Annotated in this window: 24 protein-coding genes; 3 read left to right on the top strand and 21 right to left on the bottom strand. The window is 46.2% G+C overall.

The annotated features are described in order from the left end of the window. Positions 1-12 precede the first annotated feature (12 nt). The 11 genes from atpA to C2756_RS00070 all read right to left on the bottom strand — a co-directional run bounded on the left by atpA (position 13) and on the right by C2756_RS00070 (position 9,548). A complete protein-coding gene (gene atpA / locus C2756_RS00120) occupies positions 13-1,554 on the bottom strand; it encodes a F0F1 ATP synthase subunit alpha (protein WP_215296082.1) in 1,542 nt (513 codons plus the stop codon). A 45-nt stretch (positions 1,555-1,599) separates the two neighbouring features. Beyond that, positions 1,600-2,136 (bottom strand): F0F1 ATP synthase subunit delta, encoded by a 537-nt coding sequence (locus C2756_RS00115; RefSeq protein WP_215297218.1) that lies wholly within the window; start codon positions 2,134-2,136, stop codon positions 1,600-1,602. Between the two features lies 1 nt (position 2,137). Then, complete coding sequence (locus C2756_RS00110) at positions 2,138-2,608, bottom strand: F0F1 ATP synthase subunit B (RefSeq protein WP_215319447.1); 471 nt, start codon at positions 2,606-2,608, stop codon at positions 2,138-2,140. A 63-nt stretch (positions 2,609-2,671) separates the two neighbouring features. Then, positions 2,672-2,938, bottom strand: a complete 267-nt coding sequence (atpE, locus tag C2756_RS00105) for a F0F1 ATP synthase subunit C (protein WP_028818346.1) — start codon at positions 2,936-2,938, stop codon at positions 2,672-2,674. Positions 2,939-2,980: 42 nt separating this feature from the next. Further along, entirely contained in the window at positions 2,981-3,871 is an 891-nt protein-coding gene (atpB, locus tag C2756_RS00100) for a F0F1 ATP synthase subunit A (RefSeq protein WP_215296080.1), read from the bottom strand. A 31-nt stretch (positions 3,872-3,902) separates the two neighbouring features. After that, positions 3,903-4,391, bottom strand: a complete 489-nt coding sequence (locus tag C2756_RS00095; RefSeq protein ID WP_215319446.1) for an ATP synthase subunit I — start codon at positions 4,389-4,391, stop codon at positions 3,903-3,905. Between the two features lie 23 nt (positions 4,392-4,414). Continuing rightward, positions 4,415-5,308 carry a ParB/RepB/Spo0J family partition protein gene (locus tag C2756_RS00090; RefSeq protein WP_215319444.1) on the bottom strand — a complete coding sequence of 298 codons (894 nt, stop codon included), beginning with the start codon at positions 5,306-5,308 and terminating at the stop codon, positions 4,415-4,417. A 22-nt stretch (positions 5,309-5,330) separates the two neighbouring features. Beyond that, the gene (locus C2756_RS00085; protein WP_215319442.1) at positions 5,331-6,101 is read right to left on the bottom strand and encodes a ParA family protein; all 771 of its coding nucleotides are present in this window, start codon (positions 6,099-6,101) and stop codon (positions 5,331-5,333) included. Positions 6,102-6,119: 18 nt separating this feature from the next. Further along, the gene (gene rsmG, locus C2756_RS00080) at positions 6,120-6,788 is read right to left on the bottom strand and encodes a 16S rRNA (guanine(527)-N(7))-methyltransferase RsmG (RefSeq protein ID WP_215319440.1); all 669 of its coding nucleotides are present in this window, start codon (positions 6,786-6,788) and stop codon (positions 6,120-6,122) included. Next, a complete protein-coding gene (mnmG, locus tag C2756_RS00075; RefSeq protein ID WP_215319439.1) occupies positions 6,785-8,704 on the bottom strand; it encodes a tRNA uridine-5-carboxymethylaminomethyl(34) synthesis enzyme MnmG in 1,920 nt (639 codons plus the stop codon). Before mnmG ends, rsmG begins: the two co-directional genes overlap by 4 nt. A 106-nt stretch (positions 8,705-8,810) precedes the next feature. Further along, the gene (locus C2756_RS00070) at positions 8,811-9,548 is read right to left on the bottom strand and encodes a TSUP family transporter (protein WP_215319437.1); all 738 of its coding nucleotides are present in this window, start codon (positions 9,546-9,548) and stop codon (positions 8,811-8,813) included. Positions 9,549-9,707: 159 nt separating this feature from the next. Between C2756_RS00070 and C2756_RS00065 the strand changes: the two genes are divergently transcribed. From C2756_RS00065 to C2756_RS00055, 3 genes are read left to right on the top strand one after another with little or no spacing between them, the layout of a single operon-like run. Continuing rightward, positions 9,708-10,877, top strand: coding sequence for an acyl-CoA dehydrogenase family protein (locus C2756_RS00065; protein ID WP_215319435.1), 1,170 nt, complete (start codon positions 9,708-9,710; stop codon positions 10,875-10,877). Then, complete coding sequence (locus tag C2756_RS00060; protein ID WP_215319434.1) at positions 10,877-11,647, top strand: SDR family NAD(P)-dependent oxidoreductase; 771 nt, start codon at positions 10,877-10,879, stop codon at positions 11,645-11,647. The genes C2756_RS00065 and C2756_RS00060 overlap by 1 nt, the downstream gene beginning before the upstream one ends. Before the next feature lie 13 nt (positions 11,648-11,660). Beyond that, positions 11,661-12,668, top strand: coding sequence for a phosphotransferase family protein (locus C2756_RS00055; RefSeq protein WP_215319432.1), 1,008 nt, complete (start codon positions 11,661-11,663; stop codon positions 12,666-12,668). Positions 12,669-12,673: 5 nt separating this feature from the next. Here C2756_RS00055 and C2756_RS00050 read toward each other — a convergent pair whose 3' ends face one another. From C2756_RS00050 to dnaA, 10 genes are all read right to left on the bottom strand, one after another. Further along, positions 12,674-13,630 (bottom strand): branched-chain amino acid ABC transporter permease, encoded by a 957-nt coding sequence (locus tag C2756_RS00050; RefSeq protein ID WP_215319430.1) that lies wholly within the window; start codon positions 13,628-13,630, stop codon positions 12,674-12,676. Beyond that, complete coding sequence (locus C2756_RS00045; RefSeq protein WP_215319428.1) at positions 13,627-14,511, bottom strand: branched-chain amino acid ABC transporter permease; 885 nt, start codon at positions 14,509-14,511, stop codon at positions 13,627-13,629. Before C2756_RS00045 ends, C2756_RS00050 begins: the two co-directional genes overlap by 4 nt. 2 nt (positions 14,512-14,513) lie before the next feature. Further along, positions 14,514-15,710: an ABC transporter substrate-binding protein gene (locus C2756_RS00040; RefSeq protein WP_215319426.1), complete on the bottom strand. Its 1,197-nt coding sequence runs from the start codon at positions 15,708-15,710 to the stop codon at positions 14,514-14,516. Between the two features lie 28 nt (positions 15,711-15,738). Continuing rightward, entirely contained in the window at positions 15,739-16,443 is a 705-nt protein-coding gene (locus C2756_RS00035; protein WP_215296067.1) for an ABC transporter ATP-binding protein, read from the bottom strand. Continuing rightward, on the bottom strand, positions 16,440-17,201 hold the full coding sequence (locus C2756_RS00030; RefSeq protein ID WP_215319425.1) for an ABC transporter ATP-binding protein: 762 nt from the start codon (positions 17,199-17,201) through the stop codon (positions 16,440-16,442). Before C2756_RS00030 ends, C2756_RS00035 begins: the two co-directional genes overlap by 4 nt. 99 nt (positions 17,202-17,300) lie before the next feature. After that, the gene (locus C2756_RS00025) at positions 17,301-17,522 is read right to left on the bottom strand and encodes a DUF3717 domain-containing protein (RefSeq protein ID WP_215296065.1); all 222 of its coding nucleotides are present in this window, start codon (positions 17,520-17,522) and stop codon (positions 17,301-17,303) included. Between the two features lie 14 nt (positions 17,523-17,536). Continuing rightward, the gene (locus C2756_RS00020; RefSeq protein WP_215319423.1) at positions 17,537-18,031 is read right to left on the bottom strand and encodes an SET domain-containing protein; all 495 of its coding nucleotides are present in this window, start codon (positions 18,029-18,031) and stop codon (positions 17,537-17,539) included. 2 nt (positions 18,032-18,033) lie between these two features. Beyond that, positions 18,034-20,532, bottom strand: a complete 2,499-nt coding sequence (gene gyrB / locus C2756_RS00015; RefSeq protein WP_215319421.1) for a DNA topoisomerase (ATP-hydrolyzing) subunit B — start codon at positions 20,530-20,532, stop codon at positions 18,034-18,036. Between the two features lie 11 nt (positions 20,533-20,543). Next, positions 20,544-21,659, bottom strand: coding sequence for a DNA polymerase III subunit beta (gene dnaN, locus C2756_RS00010; RefSeq protein ID WP_215319420.1), 1,116 nt, complete (start codon positions 21,657-21,659; stop codon positions 20,544-20,546). Between the two features lie 264 nt (positions 21,660-21,923). Further along, a complete protein-coding gene (gene dnaA, locus C2756_RS00005; protein ID WP_251372070.1) occupies positions 21,924-23,351 on the bottom strand; it encodes a chromosomal replication initiator protein DnaA in 1,428 nt (475 codons plus the stop codon).

Here is a 23,351-nt window from a genome sequence, read left to right as displayed (position 1 = left end):
CTCTATGCGTCCTTAGAAGGCTGCTGAACGCTTGTAATCCTCAATCGCAGCACGCAAAGCGGCTTCGTCTTCTTTGCTCAAATCTTTAGTTTCTTCGATGCGGCCAACTAAATCTGCATATTTAGATTTCAAATGGTCTTGTAAGCCCTTTTCAAACGGCAATACATTCTTCACTTCGATATCGTCAAAGAAACCATTGTTCACGGCATAGAGTGAAGCAGCCATTTCCCAAACTTGAAGCGGCTTATATTGAGCCTGCTTACACAATTCAGTAACACGACGACCGCGCTCGAGCTGCTTGCGGGTTGCTTCGTCAAGATCTGAGGCGAACTGAGCAAACGCTGCCAATTCACGGTATTGCGCTAAGTCGGTACGAATACCGCCAGACAATTTCTTAATGACTTTAGTTTGTGCTGCACCACCAACGCGGGAAACCGAAATACCGGCGTTAATCGCAGGACGCACACCAGCGTTGAACAAGTCAGTTTCCAAGAAGATCTGACCGTCAGTAATGGAAATCACGTTGGTTGGAACGAATGCAGAAACGTCACCAGCTTGAGTTTCAATAATTGGCAATGCAGTCAAAGAACCGGTTTTACCTTTTACTGCGCCGTTGGTGAACTTCTCAACATACTCAGCGTTTACACGAGCAGCGCGCTCGAGCAAGCGTGAGTGGAGGTAGAACACGTCACCAGGATAGGCTTCGCGACCTGGTGGGCGACGTAGCAACAAGGAGATTTGACGATAAGCAACCGCTTGCTTGGTCAAGTCATCGTAAACAATCAAAGCATCTTCGCCACGATCGCGGAAATATTCACCCATGGTGCAACCTGCGTATGCAGAGAGGTATTGCATCGCTGCAGACTCAGAAGCACTCGCTGCAACCACTACGGTGTAATCCATCGCGCCCAATTCTGTGAGCTTGCGAACCACGTTAGCAATAGTAGAAGCCTTTTGACCAATCGCAACGTAAACGCAATAAACGCCTTTGCCCTTTTGATTAATGATCGCGTCAACTGCAACCGCTGTCTTACCAGTTTGACGGTCGCCAATGATCAACTCACGTTGACCACGGCCAATAGGAACCATCGCGTCAATCGCTTTCAAACCCGTTTGTACTGGCTGGCTAACAGATTGACGTGCGATCACGCCAGGAGCAACTTTTTCAATAAAGTCAGTTAACTTGGTATTAATTGGGCCTTTACCATCAATGGGTTGACCAAGTGCGTTAACAACGCGCCCGAGCAACTCTGGGCCAACGGGAACTTCTAAAATGCGGCCCGTACATTTAACGGGGTCGCCTTCTTTAATGTGGGTGTATTCACCCAACACTACAGCACCAACAGAATCACGCTCAAGGTTCAAGGCGAGGCCGATAGTGTTGTTAGGGAACTCCAACATTTCGCCTTGCATAACACCTGACAAGCCATGAACGCGGCAAATACCGTCGGTCACTGAAATGACAGTACCTTCATTGCGAGACTGGGTGTCAACGCCCATTTCGCTAATTCGGCTTTTGATCAGCTCGCTGATCTCGGAAGGGTTGAGTTGCATTACTTACTCCTGGGTCTTATTTCGTATGTTCTTAATCGGGATAACTTATGCGCCAAGACTTGCTTGCATTTGAGCTAACCGTGCCTTTACAGAACTATCCATTACTTCATCGCCAACTTGAATGCGAACACCGCCAATCAATGCTGGATCAACCTGAATAGTTGGGCGCAAATCTTTACCCCCAAAGCGCTTCTTCAAACTTGACAACAAATCATTTAGTGCACTTCCCTCTAGAGGGAATGCGCTGGTAATCATTACTTCTGCTGCACCTTCGCTTTTATTTTTCATCGACTCAAATTGGCTTGCAATTTCAGGGATGGCTGCGAGACGATGGCTTTGATTCACAAGGCTTAAAAAGCTAGAAACTTTGCCATCTAACTTTGTCTTGACCATACCGGAAAGAAGCTTAGTCAAATCATCAGCAGAAACTTTTGGATTATTAGACAAACCAGCGACTTCCGGCAGCACAGCGAGCTGAGCCAATTCATTCAACTGCTCGAGCATCGAAGCAAGTTCAGCAGACTGAGCACTTTGAAAAAGTGCCTCAGCATAAGGACGTGCAATGGTGGCTAACTCAGCCATATCAAAGCTCTGCCTTAAGTTGATCAAGCAATGCGCCGTGGGCTTTTGCATCCACTTCGCGACGCAAAATCTGCTCAGCGCCTTTAACGGCTAACAAAGCCACCTCCGCACGCAATACTTCACGAGCACGAGTTACTTGTTGATCAGCATCTTCTTTTGCTTGCGAAATGATGCGCGCAGCTTCAGCTTGTGCGTTCGCACGAATTTCTTCGGCTGACATTTGAGCACGTTTTTCTGCTTCAGCCACACGCTGAATACCTTCTTGACGTGCTTTAGAAAGCTCTTGCTCGGCCGCATTATTTGCGAGTGCTAATTCTTCTTTGCCGCGCTCGGCCGCAGCCAAGCCATCTGCAATTTTGGTCGAACGCTCGTCTAATGCCTTAACCAATGGAGGCCACACAAAACGTGCAACCACCCACCATAAGACAAAAAAGACGATCATTTGCGCGAATAGGGTCGCGTTCAGATTCACGATATTCCTTTCAGTATTGTTGAGAACGGTTGGATGACCCGTTGGTCATCCACGCCAAAACAATTACTTAATAACTGCGAGCAGTGGGTTTGCGAAAGCAAACAACATTGCAACACCAACGCCGATCAAGAACGCAGCGTCGATCAAACCAGCCAAAAGGAACATTTTGGTTTGCAATTCGTTGATGAGTTCTGGTTGACGGGCAGCGCCCTCAATGAACTTACCACCCATTAGGCCAATGCCCAAACAGGCTCCTAAAGCGCCGAGGCCGATGATGAGGCCAATACCGATAGCGGTTAGTCCTTGAATGTTGGCTAAGAATGCTTGCATGTTTACTCCTAAGTATTGAAGGTGAGGTTAAAAATAAAAAGGTTAATGGTGACTATGTGCTTGGCCGATGTAAACCAAGGTCAACATCATGAAAATAAAGGCTTGCAACAAAATCACCAAAATATGGAAAATTGCCCAAGCAGAGCCAGCAAGTACGTTGCCAACAAAGCCGAGCATGTAGAGATCTAAATTGAAGGTCCACATACTTCCCAAAAGGGCGATCAACAAAAATATCAACTCGCCAGCATACATATTGCCAAAAAGTCGCATTCCTAAAGAAACACCTTTAGCAATATATTCAATGATGTTGAGGATGAGATTAAATGGGGCCAAATACCACTTAGCGCCAAAAGGGGCAGAAATGAGCTCATGCAGAAATCCGCCAACGCCTTTTACCTTGAAGCTGTAAAAGAAAACCAACAGCAACACTGAGAAAGACATTCCGAGGGTGGCATTTAGATCCGTGGTTGGAACAATCTTATGGTGCGGCACGTGCACACCAAAACCTTCAATAAAGTGATTGACGCCAACAACCCAATCTACCGGAACTAAATCCAAAGTATTTAAGAGAATGATCCAGCAAAAAACAAACAGGGCCAATGGGGCAATATAAGATCTGTCACCGTGAACAATCCCTTTGGATTGAGTCTCGACCATTTCAACCAGCATTTCAACCAAACATTGAAAGCGGCCCGGGACACCTGGCGAAGCTTTGCGAGCAGCGATCACCAGCAGTAGGACTGCGACCAAGCCCATGAGGGTGGTCCAAAACATGGTATCGAAATGAATAACGCTGAAGTCAATAATGGATGCCTGTGGCCCCCCAATATTGTTGAGATTTTGCAGATGTTCCGCAATGTAGGCAGTTGGTGTAAGCGCTTCTGTAGCCGCGTGGTGGCCTACTTCTGCTGCTGCGTTAACTTCACTAGACATCTCTTACTTGTCCTTGTTTATTTGCTTCTTGTTACTTCCAAAACCACGCCAACAAGTAACACTTGAGGGTAGCCAAATAAGTAACAAGCAACGGGATCCATTTCAAATCAGGCTGCTTTAGGGCAAAGCCTATGAACAAAACGATAGTTGCTAGGATTTTGATAAATTCGCCAGAAACCACTGCCGCCAAAAAGCCGCCGGGGCTGCGTTTGACACTCTTCTTTGCCGCCTCTATTCGCATCAAAAACATCGCGGAAGGCAAAAATCCAATCAAACCGCCTACTAAAGCCGAGTAAGTATAAACGCTTTTATCAGCTTGACTGGAAAAAACAAAGCACGCTCCAGCAATCACCAGAGTAACCGCTACCTGACTTAAAACAACCCACCATGAATTGATTGAAGAAAAATTACGTGGCTTTGATGCTCGCAAGGCATCCATTTCTTCTTTGCTAAGGGTTTTAAAGGAATCTTCCTCAATTTCATCCCATTCACGTTTGGTATTGAGCGATTTGTTATTCACAAAAGTCTTTTGCCAATGAGCAGCTAGTCAGCCGCAATACCCAGCTTTTTTAATAGGGAATCAAGCTCATCAAACTGGCTAAAGCGAATTCTGAGCTCTCCGCCTTTGCCTTTGAACTTAAATTCAGCATTTAACCCAATTAAATCAGCGATTTCTTGGGTTAAGCGGCGCATGTCAGGATCACGAGTCGGCACAACTTCACCAGCCTTAGTCTTTGTTTTTTTGTCCCCAATTTGTCCGCCTGCAATTACCAGCGCCGCAGCCATTCTTTCCGCTTCGCGCACAGAAAGGCCTTGAGCGGCAATCTTCTGTGCCAGTGCAACCTGGCTAGCACCAGGAAGCGGCAACAGCGCACGGGCATGGCCCATATCAATATCACCCGCCAACAGCATTGCTTGTACAGGCTTGGCCAGCTGCGCTAAGCGCAATAAATTACTAATGGCGCTACGGGACTTGCCCACTGCTTTTGCAGCCTGTTCATGCGTAAAACCAAATTCTTCGATCAAACGCGCCAAACCCTGTGACTCCTCTAGAGGGTTTAAGTCCTCACGTTGCATATTCTCTACCAAAGCCATTGCGGCTGCGGCTTGATCATCAGCATCAGAAACCAAAACAGGAACTTCTTTTAAGCCGGCAAGGGTGGCGGCACGAAAGCGTCTTTCACCAGCAATAATTTCGTACTTACCAGCGCTTACCATTCTCACCAAGAGCGGTTGCATCACGCCTTGTTCTCGAATGCTCTCCGCCAATTCTTGAAGTGCGCCCGTTTCCATTTTTTGACGTGGCTGGTATTTACCCGCTTGCAATGCAGTTAAGGGCAAACGGTTTATTTCTGCGGAAGAGTTCGCTTGCGCAGCTTTCTCACCGAGCAAGGCCTCTAGACCCCTGCCCAAACCTTTTTTCTTAATGGCAACCATGATGTTCTATCTTATTAAAAAATTACATTTGTTTGATGCGCTCAACCATCTCGGCGCCAAACTCTAAATATGCTTTTGCACCGCGCGATGTCTTGTCAAACGCAACGCCCGGAAGGCCATAAGATGGTGCCTCGGCAAGCCTGACATTACGAGGAATAATCGCCTTAAAGACCTTATCTCCAAAGTGTTCTATCAACTGATCAGATACTTGCTGTTGCAAGGTCATGCGTGCATCAAACATCACTCGCAATAAACCAATAATTACCAGGTCAGGATTTAAATTGGCATGCACTTGTTTAATGGTGTTTACCAAATCCGACAAGCCTTCTAGCGCAAAGTACTCACACTGCATTGGTACGATGACGCCATTCGCAGCACACAACCCATTGAGCGTTAACAATGACAAAGCAGGCGGGCAATCAATCAAGATGAAGTCATAGTCAGTAGCTACTTGCGCAAGCGCATCTTTTAAACGTGATTCGCGCGCATCCATATCTACCAATTCAATTTCCGCTCCTGCTAAATCACGATTTGCAGGTAACACATCGTAGCCAGAACTTTCGCAAGGTTGCGCACAATCTTTTACTGCAGCCAAGCCAATTAAAACTTGATAAACACTGTTGTTCAAATCTGCTTTTTCAACCCCAGAGCCCATCGTGGCATTCCCTTGTGGATCTAAGTCCACCAGCAATACTCGCTGTCCAAGCCCAACTAATCCCGCAGCTAAATTAACCGCAGTAGTGGTCTTACCAACGCCACCTTTTTGATTTGCAATACAGAATATTTTTGCCATGGGTGCTTTAGAGTTTGCTTATAGGGAAGAATTCGATTTTCTCACGGGGGTGAACACCAACAAGCGGCGCTCTACCGGCAGATTAGGAATAAACAGGGCTTGATCGGCCAATAAACGCCAATCGTCTTTGCTTACTTCAGCTATTTCCTCGTCCGCCCGCTTGGCTTTCATGGCAAATACGAGGCCATCCGGCTTGAGAAGTGGCAAGGAGAGCTCCAAAAAGCGCGCTAGATTGGTAAACGCACGTGAAATAACGGCATCAAATTGACCAGGTTGTTGCATCGCAACATTTTCAACTCTTTCGCTTAATACTTCGATGTTTTTGAGCTTTAGCTTTCCTCGTATATGTTGCAAAAAAGCCGTCTTTTTACGGATTGCCTCAATCAGACTCAAGCGCCACTCAGGCTGGACAATGGCAATGGGAATGGCTGGCAAGCCGCCGCCCGAGCCGAGGTCGGCAATTTTAGGCGTGGATGTCTTTAGAAATTGCCTCAATAGAGGTAAAACAGAAATAGAATCAATCAGATGGAGGCGCACTGAATCTTTTTGATCTTCAATTGCCGTGAGGTTATGCACCTGATTCCAGCGGCTCATTTCTTGCAAAAAAACCTCTAAGTCTGCAATGTTGGCATCACTTAAATTGAGGCCCAATTCTTCAATGCCCAGCGCAAGCAAATCTTCGGTCATGCAGCCTCTTGGGTTCGGCCCAAACCTTTTTTAAGGTGTACCAAAAGCAAAGAAAGTGCTGCTGGAGTTACTCCTGAGATTCTTCCTGCTTGACCCAGTGTTGCTGGCTTATGCAAATTCAGCTTTTGCTGAACCTCTTTAGACAGGCCCAGAACTTGCGAATAATCAAGCGACTCTGGGAGGGGGAAGGTCTCGTTGAGCTCCTGACGGGTAATTTCAAGTGCCTGACGATCAATGTAGCCCTGGTATTTAATGGAAATCTCGACCTGGTCACTAATTTGAGCAGCTAAACCGAGATCTTCATCCAAAACACCTGGCGACCACATGCCGTCTCCCAAGCTAGTAATGGCTTGATAAGTAATGCCGGGGCGCCTTAAAAGCTCGGTTAAATTACATTCATGGGATAAGTCTTGACCCAGCAACTGAGAAACCAGGGGGGCGGCTTCATGTTTTGGCCCCACCCAAATATCTTGCAAACGAGATGTTTCACGTGAAACAGCCTCTTGTTTTCTGCAAAATACTTCCCAACGATAGTCATCAACCAAGCCAAGTTCACGACCAATCCCAGTTAAACGCATATCTGCATTGTCTTCGCGCAAGCTCAAGCGGTACTCGGCACGACTAGTAAACATACGGTAGGGCTCTTGGACCCCGCGGGTGATTAAGTCATCTAGGAGGACACCAATATAGGATTCGCTCCGCTTTGGAAGCCAAGGTTCTTTGCCTTGGGAGGCCAATCCAGCATTAATACCTGCCAACATGCCTTGGGCGGCAGCCTCTTCATAACCCGTTGTGCCATTGATCTGCCCAGCAAAATACAAACCCCCAATAACCCTAGTCTCTAGGCTATGGCGCAATTGGCGTGGATCAAAGAAGTCATACTCAATGGCATACCCCGGGCGCACAATGACTGCAGACTCTAAGCCGCGAATGCTGCGGACCAATTCCCATTGAATATCAAAGGGGAGACTAGTCGAAATCCCATTGGGATAAAACTCATTGGTTGTTAGTCCCTCAGGCTCCAAAAAGATCTGATGGCTATTTTTAGAGGCAAAACGATGAATTTTGTCCTCAATCGAAGGGCAGTAGCGTGGACCAACGCCCTCAATCACGCCCGTATACATTGGCGAGCGATCCAAACCACCCCGAATAATGTCATGCGTTTTCTCATTTGTATGAGAAATCCAACAGGGAACCTGCCTAGGATGCTGTTCTGGGCGCCCTAAATAGGAAAAAACGGGGAGCGGATCCAAGTCGCCAGGCTGCTCAAGCATGACTGAGAAGTCAATAGTTCTGCCATCAATGCGTGGTGGAGTGCCAGTCTTTAGTCTACCCTGGGGAAGCTTTAGCTCTTTCAGGCGGGCAGAGAGGGAAACGGCCGCAGGATCACCTGCACGACCACCGGCATAGTTATTCAAGCCAACATGGATCTTGCCATCCAAAAAGGTTCCTGCGGTAAGAACTACTTTTTTGGCCATAAACTCGAGACCCATTTGGGTCAACACACCTTGAACCTCGTCGCCCTGAACTATAAGATCATCTACCGCAGCCTGAAATAGGCTTAAGTTGGGTTGGTTTTCGAGCCTTCGTCGGATAGCAGCTTTATAGAGGATTCGATCGCCTTGAGCACGAGTCGCACGAACCGCGGGGCCCTTGCTTGAATTGAGAATCCGGAACTGGATTCCTGCATCGTCAGTTGCGGCAGCCATGGCACCACCCATGGCATCAATTTCCTTAACTAAGTGGCCCTTACCAATTCCTCCAATCGAAGGATTGCAGCTCATTGCCCCCAGATTTTCAATACTGTGGGTAATTAATAGGGTGTCGCAGCCCATGCGCGCCGATGCAAGGGCTGCCTCAGTCCCAGCGTGCCCACCGCCTACAACAATGACATCGAAACTTTTGGAATAACGCATGATTTGCCTCAGATAGGGCGATGATCATAGCATTTTGTTTGTTTCACGTGAAACAAAAGATCATAAAATCTTGGAAAATCAATGGGGCAATTTATAAGTCGTTGATTTAATTGATAAAATATGCATTCCAGGCTGACTTCAGAATCAAAGCCGTCACAATGACCAAAAAAGCTTTTCTAACAAATGAGCTGCCGTGCTGAATTGCCAGGCGACTTCCAAATTGACTGCCCGCAATGTTGGCAATCATCATGGCCAAACCAAGAGGCCAGTTAATTTGCCCAAGACTGGCTAGCATTAAGATCGCGGCTAAATTAGTGGCGACATTCACCAGTTTTGTTGCAGCTGAGGCATGCAAAAAGTCAAAAGCAAAGAACCGCACAAAACCAAAAAGCAAAAAGCTGCCGGTGCCAGGGCCAAAGAAGCCATCGTAAAACCCAATCGTTAGTCCAAGCGCAGCTGCTTTAAATTGCTGAAAACGACTTTCGCCTTTGGGAGCATGGGCCTCACCAAGCGATGGCTGAAACCAGGTGTAGAGCAAAAGAAACAGCAAAACAAAGGGCAGCGCTTTACGCAAAGGCTCTGCTGGAAAGCTGCTAACTGCGCTGGCACCCAAAAGCGAGCCCAAAAAACCCGCCACGATTGCAGGCAATACAACCGCCCAGGGCAGAGATACATGATGTAAATATTTTCGTGCAGCATTTAAAGTGCCGCCAACAGCAGAAACTTTATTAGTAGAAAGTAATGTTGCAGGATGTTCGTTAGGGTAAGCAGCAAATAAAGCGGGGACCTGAATTAAGCCTCCGCCGCCAGCCACTGCATCAACTAAGCCAGCAAAAAAAGCCATCGCCAATAGCAAGGGCCAAATGAAAATTGAAAATTCGATAAAGGGCTCAATTAAAAAAAATAATCATAAGGTCTTACGTGGCAGCCTTATTCAAAATGTATTTTAGTCATAGGAAGTTTTAAGTGTAATTTCAGTTTTGCCTGCTATTACAATCTAACAATGGACTTCTCTTTAACGCCCAAACTAGAAGGGTTGCGGGATCGGACGCGCTCATTTATTCGCGATCAAGTGGTTCCGTTCGAAAAAGATCCGCGCCAAAATGAACATGGTCCCTCCGAAGAGTTACGTAAGGAATTAATCGAGCTTGCTCGAAAAGCGGGTTTATTAACGCCACACGCTTCGATTGAAATGGGTGGCTTAGGATTAAGTCATATAGAAAAAGCCATCGTTTTTGAAGAGGCGGGCTACTCTTCATTAGGGCCGACTGCGATGAATATCCACGCGCCCGATGAAGGCAACATTCATTTACTAGAAGAAATTGCTAGTCCAGAACAAAAAGAGCGTTGGCTTCGCCCTTTAGTTGCAGGAAAAATTCGCTCATGTTTTGCCATGACAGAACCTGCTCCCGGGGCTGGCTCAGATCCTTCAATGCTCATGACCACAGCCACTAAAGATGGTGAAGATTATCTTATTAACGGTCTAAAGTGGTTTATTACTGGAGCCGATGGAGCAGACTTTGTCATCATCATGGCCCGCGGGGAAGATGGCTCTGCCACCATGTTTTTATCAGACATGAATGTGCCAGGTATTGAGCTTGTTCGAAATATGGATGCGATGGATAGCTGCTTTGCTGGCGGACATAGCGTTCTTCGGTTCACAAATTTACGCGTCTCTTCCAAACAAATATTGGGTGAGCTTGGTAAGGGCTTTAAAAATGCTCAAGTACGTTTAGCACCTGCGCGACTAACCCATTGCATGCGTTGGCTTGGTCAAGCGCAACGTGCGCAAGACATTGCAATTGCCTACGCAAAGAAAAGAGAAGCCTTTGGGAAAATTTTAGGCGAGCATGAGGGCGTTGGATTTATGTTGGCAGATAACGATATGGATCTGCAAACCTCTCGACTAAATATTTGGCATACTGCCTGGCTTTTGGATCAAGGGCAACGCTGCAATTTTGAGTCTAGTCGCGCAAAAGTCATTTGCTCTGAGGCCGAGTGGCGAGTGGTAGATCGTTGCGTACAAATGTTGGGTGGCCAAGGTGTCACCGGTGAAACCGCGCTGATGAAAATTTTTAAAGATATGCGTGGCTTCCGAATCTATGATGGCCCAAGTGAAGTTCATCGTTGGAGCATGGCTCGCAAAATTATTGGAAATAAAGAAACTAAGTGATGGATATCAATCAGCTGTTTCGATTGGATAATAAAACAGCGCTTGTAACGGGCGCGTCGAGTGGTATCGGCAAGCATTGCGCGCTACTGCTTGCCAAGGCTGGCGCAAAGGTAGCAATCGCATCTCGACGTATAGACCAACTTCAATCTGTAGTCGATGAAATTACTCAATTGGGCGGCCAAGCAAAAGCATTTGAGCTTGATGTCACGAACAACAAAAGTGTGACGCAGTGTTTTGATGAGCTTGCGCAGTGGTCATTGCCGACGATCGTTATCAACAACGCTGGCATGAGCATCCATCGCAAATTACTTGACCAAACTGAGGAAGACTGGGATCGGGTAATCGATACGAATCTGAAGGGCTGTTGGTTGGTTGCTACCGAAGCGGCGCGGCGACTAGCGGAAGCCAATAAGCCTGGAAATATTGTCAATATTGCCTCTATCTTGGGGGAGCGAGTCATTGGCGGGGTAGCCCCTTATGTCATCTCAAAAGCGGGCGTGGTGCAGCTCACAAAAGTAATGGCTCTTGAGTTAGCGCGTCATCAAATCCGCGTCAATGCCTTGTTACCAGGCTATGTGATTACTGACCTCAATCGCGAATTTCTACTAAGTGAAGCTGGACAAAAAACTCTGGCACGCATCCCTTCACGGCGCTTTAATAATTTAGAAGACTTGAATGGGCCATTATTGCTCTTAGCCTCTGACGCTAGCACTGCAATGACCGGTGCAACTATTGCGGTAGATAGCGGCCACCTGATTAACGGCTTATAAATACAAATTGCTTATGCAAACCCCCTCTTTTCAAGAGTCGCTTGAGCAGTACTTAAATTCATTAGGGTTTATTAGAGGCCGCATTGAGCTTAGCCAGCTAACTGGTGGCCAATCGAACCCGACATTCAAAATTACTAACGGCAGTTCTCATTACGTGCTTAGAAAAAAACCGAATGGGGTTTTATTACCATCAGCGCATGCGGTTGATCGAGAGCATCGCGTGATGAAAGCGCTGGCAGGTACAGACGTACCGATTCCCCAAATGCTAGCTTATTGTGAAGATGAGAGCATTATTGGAACCGCCTTTTTCATCATGGAATATCTTGATGGAAGGGTATTCGTTGATCAGTCTTTGCCAGACATATCAGCAAATGATCGTCGTAAGATTTATGAAGAAATGAATCGCACCATCTCTGCTATACATCGCCTAGATTATGCGTCGCTTGGATTAGAAACTTTTGGTAAGCCTGGCAACTATTTTGCAAGACAAATTGCGCGCTGGTCTCGGCAAGTGCGCGAAGCCAGTATTGCCATACCTGATTCTCTTAATAAATTGATGGACTGGTTGCCCGAGCACATTCCTGCTGGAGACGAAACCTCGCTCATCCATGGCGACTTTCGCATGGACAATCTCATCTTTCACAAAACGGATTTACGCATCATTGGCGTTTTGGATTGGGAGCTTTCTACGCTTGGCAACCCGTTGGCTGACTTTGCTTACCAATGCATGGCCTGGAGAATCCCGCCAAGCCTATGGCGCGGAATACAAGGTCTCGACTTACTTGGACTAGGAATTCCTAGTGAGTCTGAATATATCGCTATGTATGAAAAACAAGTGGGAAGATCGATTTCAGAACACTGGCCTTTTTTGATGGCCTACAACTTATTTCGAATTTCGGCAATTTTGCACGGCATTACCAAGCGCGCAATGGATGGCAATGCCAATGCAAGTGATGCCATTGAAAACGGGGCAAAAGCGGGAGCACTTGCTGATCTCGGTTGGGCTTGTACACAACAGTAAAGCTATTACTTTTCAGTAAAGATACCAACCAAGCCGCGGCGAAAAGCCATTACACAGAAAACAAATATCAGGCCCGTAACAATGGTCACGGACTCGCCCAAAGAGTTAAACCAAGCGACACCCGTAATTTGAGCTAAGAAGTTTCCAATCTCACCCACTCTATGTTCAAGCAGAACAATTACCAGCGCCCCAACAAATGGGCCTACCAAGGTGCCAACACCACCAACCAAGGTCATCAAAATAACCAAGCCGGACATTGACCAGTGCACATCTGTCAGTGTCTCGAAGCCTAATACCAATGCTTGAACGGCCCCAGCCAAACCAGCTAGTGCAGCAGACAAAATAAATACTAAAAACTTAAAACGATTAACGTTATAGCCTAGAGATATTGCACGCGGCTCGTTTTCTTTAATTGCTTTTAGGATCTGTCCAAACGGGGAGGAAATGATTCTTGAAATGAATAAGAACCCAACAAGTGTTGTAGCCAAAACAAAGTAATAAAGATTTAAGTCATTTTGTAAGTTGATTAGGCCAAACAGCTCGCCTCTCGGGATGCCCTGAAAGCCATCCTCACCCCCAGAAGCTGGGGCTTGCAGGCAAATAAAGTAAAACATTTGCGCCAAGGCCAAAGTAATCATAGAAAAGTAAATGCCCTGTCTTCTAATTGCAAGGCCGCCAATCAGCGCACCCAAGGCCGCAGCAAACAAAACCCCAAGCAAGATTCCGCCTGCCGGGCCAACGCCCATTTCTCGCATCAAATATCCCGCACAGTATCCGGCGCCACCGAAAAATGCGGCATGGCCAAAAGATAGAAGGCCTGTATAGCCCAACAATAAATTAAATGCTGCCGCAAAAAGAGCAAAACATAAAATCTTCATTAGGAAAATAGGGTAAGCAAAAAATGGTGCCGCTATTGCGACAGCAAGTATTGCCAGAAAAAGCCAGAGCTTAAGTGATTTCATTTTTCACGCCCAAACAGGCCTGCCGGCCTAAAGAGCAAAACAATCACCATGATCGCAAATACCACAGTGCTTGAAGCTTCTGGATAAAACACCTTGGTCAAGCCCTCAACCAAACCCAATCCTAGGCCAGTAACAATTGACCCCATGATAGAACCCATGCCGCCAATCACCACCACAGCAAACACAACAATGATGAGGTTAGACCCCATCAGCGGAGAAACCTGAATAATCGGCGCAGCGAGCACGCCTGAAAATGCCGCAAGTGCCACCCCAAACCCATAAGTCAATGTTGTCATCAGAGGAAAATTCACTCCAAATGCCTGAACTAGTTTTGGGTTTTCTGTGCCAGCGCGTAAATAAGCGCCAATACTGGTTTTTTCTATCACATACCACGTGGCAAAACATACGGTAAGGGAAGCAAGCACCACCCATGCACGATAGTTTGGCAAAACCATAAAACCTAAATCGGTGGCTCCGCGCAAGGCATCGGGAGCGCTATAAGACAAACCCGAAGCGCCATATATGGAGCGCAGCACGCCCTCGATAAAAAGCGTTAAACCAAAGGTCAACAGCAATCCGTACAAATGATCTAGCTTATACAAATGCCTTAGCAATAAACGCTCAATCACAATGCCAATCAAGCCAACAATGATTGGGGCCAGTATGAGCATCACCCAATAGTTAATTCCAAAATATTGCCCAGCCATCCACGTCACAATGGCGCCCAACATAAACATGGCGCCATGTGAAAAATTAATCACATTTAACAGGCCAAAGATTACCGCCAATCCCAAACTGAGGATTGCATAGAAGCTGCCGTTAACCAGCCCCAAAAGGAGCTGGCTTAACAGAGCGGAAATAGAAAGGCCGAAGATTTCCAAGATTACTTATTAGCGCACTGAGAATAAGCCTCTGGAGCAAAAGCTTTTTCCCCAGGCACGGTAGCAACTAACTTGTAGTAATCCCATGGACTTTTGACTTCGCTTGGGGTCTTTACTTCATAAAGGTACATGTCGTGAACCATGGTTCCGTCTTTGCGGATATAACCGTTTTTCGTGAACATATCGTTAATTTTGACCTTGCGCATTTGCTGCATCACTTTGTCCGAATCACTGGTACCGGCCGCTTTAACAGCATTCAAATAAGTCATCGTAGATGAATAGTTGCCTGCCTGAACCATCGTTGGCATGCGTTTCATTTTTTCAAAGAAACGTTTTGCAAACTTACGAGTCTGGTCGTTCTGATCCCAATACCAGGCCTCGGTAGCTAGCAAGCCTTGTGCATTTTGGATGCCAATTGCGTGCACATCAGTAATAAATACTAATAAACCAGCAATCTTCATGGTTTTGGTAATGCCGAACTCATTGGCGGCCTTAACGGAATTAATGGTGTCACCACCCGCATTAGCTAAGCCCAAAACCTGAGCTTTTGAAGCCTGTGCCTGCAATAGATAAGATGAAAAATCGCTCGCATTGAGTGGGTGCTTTGATGTTCCCAAAACCTTTCCACCGCTGGCATTAATCACGTTGGTTGCATCTTTCTCAAGGGCATAACCAAAAGCGTAGTCAGCAGTCAAAAAATACCAAGTCTTTAAGCCTTTGTCCATCATCCCTTTAGCTGAGCCGTTTGCCAAAGCAACCGTGTCATAGGTGTAGTGAATGGTGTATGGGGTGCACTGTTCATTGGTTAATGCGGAAGTGCCAGCGCCGTTATTGATGTAAATCCGTTTTTTTTCTGCGGCCACTTTTGAAGTTGCTAACGCAGTTCCGGAGTTAGTTCCACCAAAGACAACGGTAACGCCGTCTTGGTCAATCCATTCTCTAGTTTTAGATGCAGCAATATCTGCTTTGTTTTGGTGGTCCGCTGAAACCACTTCAATTTTTTTACCCAAAACACTGCCGCCAAAGTCGGCAATAGCCATCTTGATCGCCTCCAAGCCACCCTGACCATCAATATCTGAGTACAAACCAGAGATATCAGTAATAAAACCAATTTTTACAGCGGATGGATCCGCCGCATTCGCACCACTAGAAACTGCAGCTAGGGCTGCCACTGCCATAGAAATTAAAGTCCGCTTCATTGTTTTTCCTTTAAAAGTAAACACCCGACTAAACGCCTAAATAACCGTTTAAGACTTCGGCCTTGGCCTTTAAGTCTGCACGCTCAACCACCTCTACTATCAAACCACTTTCAACCACATAATGTCTGTCTGCAAGTTCCGCCGCAAATCTAAAGTTTTGCTCTACCAAGACAATCGTAAAGCCCTTATTTCTTAATTTAGATACCACCTCACCAAGTTTTTCGACAATCACAGGCGCGAGACCTTCGGTGATCTCATCTAACAACAAAAGTTTGGCGCCAGTTCTTAAAATTCGAGCCATTGCCAACATTTGCTGCTCACCACCAGAAAGTCTGGTGCCCGGACTATTTCTTCTTTCATAAAGATTTGGGAACATCTCGTAAATTTCTTCTAGCTCCATGCCACCAGAAGAAACCTTTGGGGGAAGGAGTAGGTTCTCTTGCGCGTCTAGGCTACCGAAAATACCCCTCTCTTCTGGACAATAGCCAATGCCTAGACGAGCAATTTGATAGGTTGGAAGATCAACGGTCTCGACTCCAAAGACATTGATAACGCCCTTACGCTTACTGGTCATGCCTAGAATCGTTTTAAGAATGGTGCTTCTGCCCGCACCGTTTCTTCCTAAAAGCGTGACAACCTCACCATCGCGCACCGCAAAATTTACACCATGCAAAATATGAGACTCCCCATACCAGGACTCTAAATTTTTAACCTCTAGCGCCATACCGCTCATAAATTATCGCCCCCGTGGCTGCCCATATAGGCCTCAATCACTAGCGGGTTTTTCGAAACCTCTTGATAAGGGCCTTCTGCCAAAACAGCCCCGCGCTGGAGCACAGTAATCCGATCAGCAATCGAAGCAACAACTTTCATATTGTGCTCAACCATCAAGATGGTGCGTCCCTTAGCAACGCGATCAATCAACTCTGTGACGCGCTCTACGTCCTCGTGCCCCATCCCTTGAGTAGGCTCATCTAAGAGCATTAATTCTGGCTCCATGGCTAGAGTGGTTGCAATTTCTAGCGCTCGCTTACGTCCATAAGCCAGGTTCAAAGTTTGCTCGTGGGCAAACCCCTCCAACCCAACTTCATGGAGCAACTCTAGGGCGCGATCGTTCAGAATATTGAGAGAGTGGCCTGATTTCCAAAAATGAAACTCGGTACCCAACCCTCGCTGCAGCGCAACACGAACGTTTTCTAAAACGCTTAAATGGGGGAAAACAGCTGAAATTTGAAAGGAGCGAATAATTCCCCGTCGCGCAATTAAGGCCGGGGCCTCATTTGTAATATCTAAACCATTAAATAAGATTTGACCGCTACTGGGTTCTAAGAATTTAGTTAGCAAATTGAAGCATGTGGTTTTGCCCGCCCCATTGGGTCCTATGAGGGCATGAATACTCCCCCTTGACACCTTTAAGTTAACATCAGTAACAGCAGAAAACCCCTTAAAGGATTTCCCCAGGCCAATTGTCTCTAATATTGTTTCTTGCAATCTATTGTCCTCTACCCTTTGCTGGGGCAAGGTATTGAGGATACCCCAAGACGGGCTTGCTTTATATAGCGATAACCCTAAACTTTAGGGGTTTATAGCTTAGCTTTGGGTAAGCTTATTAAATGTTTGGATGGCAGTTCTTGCAAGCTCATCCAAAACATCCAGCGGCATCCGTTGCGAGCCCTGAACAATCATGAGGGCATATGGTTTGGCAAGGGCGGCCGCTTCGGGACATAAACGCAACTCATCCCCCACCGCTGGAGATTGATTGCGCCAATAATTAATGGCCGCCTCAAGCTCTTGAATGGTGATGTACAACATAAAAAGTGCGTGGTTTATTTTTTATCTTGCGCAAGCATTGTGCCGCGGCACTTTTTAGCCCCACAACGACATTCGTAATCTTTTTTCATCTGCTTAGTGACGCGACCCTCAATGTCCAGGGAGTAGTCATAAAAAAGTTCTTCACCAACCTTAAGGGCTCGCTTGGCATAAATGAAAACGCGTGGCTTACCATCGTAGATATCTTCGCGCGTTTCGCAACTAGGTTTACAAGAGTGATTAATCCAACGCGCAGCATTACCGCCATACTTAGCATCAATCACGCGACCATCATCTAGGGAAAAATAAAAGGTATGGTTTGGGTCTTTGGGGTCGTGTGGATGGCGCTTCTCGGCAAGCTTCCAGCTAATGCGCTCCCCTTTGTACTCAATGATTACCTGGCCCTTTTTAATAGGCTTAACTACAAAAACGCCTTTGCCATGGATCGGTGAAGACTTCACAACAATAAATGACCGATCCACCTTTGGTGGTTTTAATTTTTTAGATGCCATATTTAAACGTCTAGGTTACGAGCAATAAGTGCGTTCTTTTCAATAAATGCGCGACGGGGCTCCACTTCGTCGCCCATCAGCGTTGTAAAGACTTGATCCGCAGCAATTGCATCTTCGATTTTTACTTGTAACAAAGTGCGAGAGCTCGCATCCATGGTGGTCTCCCATAGTTGGGATGGATTCATCTCACCAAGACCTTTATATCGCTGGCGGCTTAAGACACGCCCTGCCTCGGACAACAACCAAGAAAAAGCGCCCCTAAAGTCATTAATGGTTTGCTCTTTTTGATTCTTATCTGGATCTCCGCGGCGCACCCGTGTGCCAGGCAAAACCCTGCCCGACAAAACAGCTGCTGCATTTGCAAGGCTCTGATAGTCATCGCCATGAACAAAGTCAGAATTAATTGTGGATAGCTTGAGGTTGCCATGAATACGGCGTGATAACAACAAACGAAAACGCTCAGTGCGATCTTCTTTTTGCACAATAATTTCTGGTGGCAGAGCCAGTGGATTGAGCGAATCAGCAAGAGCCAACCTTAATCGATCCGCAGATTCATTCGCTGATTTCTCGGTGTCCAAATTCAATTGGGTACCAGAAGCAATGGCTCGCAACGCATCTTCATCAATGGTGCGAGACAAACGATCGACTATCGACTGAATGACTTGGTAGTGCTTGGCCAACTCGTTCAATGATTCGCCCTCGATCAACTCTCCCGTCGGGGTCTGGAGAGAGGCGGTTTCTAGGGCAATCTTTAGCAACAATTGATTGAGCTCTGCATCATCTTTAATGTATTGCTCGCTCTTACCAAACTTCACCTTATAGAGTGGTGGCTGAGCAATATAAATGTGGCCACGCTCAATCAACTCTGGCATCTGCCTGTAGAAGAATGTTAAGAGCAGCGTACGAATGTGGCTTCCATCTACGTCCGCATCGGTCATGATGATGATGCGGTGATAACGAAGTTTGTCGGCTTTATATTCTTCAACACCAATACCAGTGCCCAATACCGTAATGAGTGTTACAACCTCTTGGCTTGCCAACATTTTGTCAAAGCGGGCTTTTTCAACGTTCAGAATTTTTCCCTTTAAAGGAAGAATTGCCTGGAAGCGACGATCTCGCCCCTGTTTGGCAGAGCCACCCGCGGAGTCGCCCTCAACAATAAATAACTCGGACTTTGCTGGGTCTTTTTCTTGACAGTCTGCCAACTTACCAGGCAAACCCAAACCATCTAATGCGCCCTTGCGTCTTGTCATGTCGCGCGCTTTACGCGCAGCTTCACGGGCACGAGCAGCGTCGACAATTTTTCCACAAAGAATTTTTGCGTCGGCTGGTCGCTCCTGCAGGTAAGCGCTTAAGGCCTCAGCAACAATTTCTTCTACCGGCCCCCGAACTTCGCTTGAAACCAGCTTGTCTTTTGTTTGGCTGGAAAATTTTGGCTCTGGCACTTTCACCGACAAGACGCAGGCAAGGCCTTCGCGCATATCATCGCCAGAAATTTCTACTTTTGCTTTTTTGGCTACTTCGTTTTCATCAATGTATTTGTTAATGACTCGCGTCATCGCAGCACGCAAACCAGTTAAGTGGGTGCCGCCATCCCGCTGGGGAATGTTGTTGGTAAAACAAAGCACTTGTTCGCTAAAGCTGTCATTCCATTGCATTGAAACTTCAGCAGTAATTTGACCGCCGAGGTCGGAAGGGCGAACGCCTTCGGCATAAAAAATATTAGGGTGTAGAACGTTTTTGGTTTGGTTGATGTATTCAACAAAACCTTTGACGCCACCAGAAAATGCAAAGTCTTCTTCCTGGCCAGTACGCTGGTCAATCAACTTAATATGTACCCCGTTATTCAAGAACGAGAGTTCACGAATACGCTTTACTAGAATTTCGTAATGAAACTCAACATTTCCAAAAATCTCTTCGTCGGCTAAGAAATGAACTTCAGTACCTGAAAGTTCGGTGTCGCCTGTAACGGTAATGGGTGAGGTAGCAACGCCATTTTCCTGTTGGATGTTCCGATTCTGAATAACGCCACGAGCAAACTCCATGTAATGTGCTTTGCCGTCGCGACGAATCGTGAGTTTTAACCACTTTGAGAGTGCATTGACGCAGCTTACACCCACTCCGTGTAAACCACCAGAAACCTTATAACTGTTTTGATCAAACTTACCACCAGCATGTAACTCAGTCATCACAATTTCAGCCGCACTTCTCTTTGGCTCATGCTTGTCGTCGTACTTGATGCCAGTTGGCACACCCCGGCCGTTATCCACAATTGAGATGGAATTATCGGTTTGTATAACAACCGTAATCTCGGAGCAGTATCCCGCTAATGCTTCGTCGATTGAATTATCTAAAACCTCAAAAACAAGGTGGTGCAATCCTGTGCCATCAGAGGTGTCTCCAATGTACATACCAGGACGTTTACGAACAGCTTCTAGACCCTCTAAGATTTGAATCGATGCGGCGCCGTACTGCTCTACTACTTTTTTTTCTTCAGTCATGTTCTTCTAAATTAAATGCGCATTGGCATTACAACGTACTTAAAGTTCTCTGATCCAGGTAATGTAATCACAGCACTGCTGTTTGCATCTCCCAAACTAATTTGAATTTTTTCATTCTTTAGATTTGCTAAGACGTCTAGTAAATAACTCACATTAAAACCAATCTCTACTGCATCGCCGCCATATTCGGTCTCAATTTCTTCCTGCGCCTCTTCTTGCTCAGCATTGGTTGATTGAACGGTAATGCGATTTGGTGATAAGGAAAAACGAACCCCTTTAAATTTGTCTGTGGTCAAAATCGCAGCGCGTTGAAGTGCAGCTTGCAGTACATCGCGATTAACTGTTAAAGAGTTTTTATGTCCCTTGGGAATTACCCTTTGGAAATCTGGAAACTTACCTTCAACCAGTTTAGAAATAAGCTCAATGTCCCCAAAGGCGAACTTCACCTGGTTTGCGGTTAAGCTGATTTCTAAAGGCTCATCAGAATCTTCAAGAAGGTGTTGGCACTCTAGAATGGTTTTGCGAGGAATAATAATTTCTTGTCTTTGACCTGAACCAGACGGAGCTTCAGCAAGCTCCACTTGGGAAAACGCCAAGCGATGACCGTCAGTTGCAACAGCGACAACCTCTTTACCCTCAATCACCAACAACATACCATTTAGGTAATAACGGATATCTTGCTGCGCCATTGAGAAATGAACTTGACTAATAAGTTGGCGGAAACTCTTTTGTGACATCTTCCAGGCTGCCGTCACCTCACCAACACTTTGCATTACAGGAAACTCTGTAGCAGATAGGGTTTGCAGCGAAAAGCGGCTTTTGCCACTCTGTACTACCATGCGATTGTCTTTAAGATTGAGCGATACCGGCCCTTCTGGTAAAGCGCGCAAAATATCCAACAACTTTCTTGCTGCCACGGTTGTCGTTACATCCTCTGAGCCAACGCCAAAATTTGCGTTAGTGGTAATTTGAATTTCGATATCAGTAGAAACAAAAGATACCTTCTCACCACTCTTTTTAAATAAGAGGTTAGCCAAAATGGGAAGTGTATGTCTACGCTCAACAATCCCACTAACCACTTGTAGTGGTTTCAATAAATTATCGCGAGAGGTGTTAACAAGTTGCATTGCTTTTAAATCCTTGTATATATCTTAGTAGTAATAGTAATAAGGCTTCGTTTTTCCGTGGATAAGTCAAAAACCTCAAACAAAACAACACATTAAACGTCTAAAAATCTGTGGAAAACTTCTGTATAAAGACTGCATAAAAATGGGATAACTTTTTACCAACACCCTATTTTTGCATGAAGTGTGGACTCTTCACAATTTATCCACAACCAATCCCCAAACATATCCCCATGGTTACCCACAAGCTTATCCACAGGCAAAAAATTATGCTTTCAAGGTTTGCTCGATAACGTGAATTTCGTGGTTCAGTTGGCTATCATGCGCCCGTTCGTCACCAACCTTTCGAACGGCGTGTAGAACGGTAGTGTGGTCTCTTCCACCAAAGAGCTCACCGATCTCAGGGAGGCTTTTTTGGGTCAACTCTTTTGCCATAAACATGGCGATTTGGCGTGGGCGCGCAATGTTGGCCGGACGCTTTTTCGAATACATATCAGCGACCTTGATGCTGTAAAAATCAGCAACAGCCTTTTGAATATTTTCGACAGAAATTTGACGGTTCTGGATTGAGAGAAGGTCCTTAAGGGCGGTTCTCGCAACCTCTATGGTTACCTCGCGACCGTGGAAGCGAACAAAAGCCAAAATCTTACGTAAAGCCCCCTCTAACTCACGAACATTTGAGCGTAGGTGTTTTGCTACAAAGAAAGCAACATCCTCACTCATGGGGATGCCCTCGCTCACAGCCTTCTTCATCAAAATAGCTACCCGCATCTCTAGCTCAGGGGGTTCGATTGCGACCGTTAGGCCAGAGTCAAAACGAGAAATCAGGCGATCGTCAATTCCTGCCATCTCTTTGGGATAGGTGTCGCTCGTAATGATGACCTGGGATTTGTTGCTCAACAGGGCTTCAAAAGCATAGAAAAATTCTTCTTGGGTCCTCGATTTTCCGCTAAAGAACTGAATATCATCAATCAAAAGAAGGTCTAGCGAGTGGTAGTAGCGCTTAAAGCGGTCGAAGGCTTTTTGTTGATAAGCCCTAACCACATCTGAAACATATTGCTCCGCATGAATATAGCGAATTCGGGCATTTGGCTTTTCTTTTAAAAGGTGGTTGCCAATCGCATGGATTAAATGGGTTTTTCCTAAACCAACCCCACCGTATAAAAACATGGGGTTGTAGGATGTCCCCGGGTTGTGGGCAACCTGAATCGATGCGGCCCTTGCTAGTTGGTTTGCCTTACCGGTTACAAAGGTTTCAAAGGTGAGGTTTGGATTTAGTTTTGAGTGATCCTCAATCTCGAAAGACTGCTCTTCCACAGAAACGGTGGGGGCAATCTCTACGGCTACCCTGACCTCAGAGGCCTCTACTTCTTTGGCGGCAATCTTTACTGGGGTGCTTGCTGAGCCCTCTACGGCAAGTACAAAACTGACATTAATTGGGTTGCCAAAGTATTGGGAGGCAAGCTCTTGAAAGCGGTCCGCAAAAGTTTTCTTAATCCAGTCTAACTTAAATCGGTTTGGTGCACCCAATGTTAGTGAATGTTCACTCTCTTCAAAAGAGATAAGCGTTAAGGGCTGTATCCAGGTTTTGAATTGCTGAGGCGACAGCTCGCGGGACAGGGCACCAAGGGCGCTATCCCAAAAACCCAAGGGGCTGACTGAATTCAAGGCGGGGGGATTTTGTAGGTTGCTCAT

It is taken from the genome of Polynucleobacter sp. UB-Siik-W21 (assembly GCF_018687415.1).
Classification (GTDB): domain Bacteria; phylum Pseudomonadota; class Gammaproteobacteria; order Burkholderiales; family Burkholderiaceae; genus Polynucleobacter.
The sequence above is the reverse complement of the archived record's forward strand: the minus strand, read 5'-3'. Positions and strand labels throughout refer to the sequence as shown.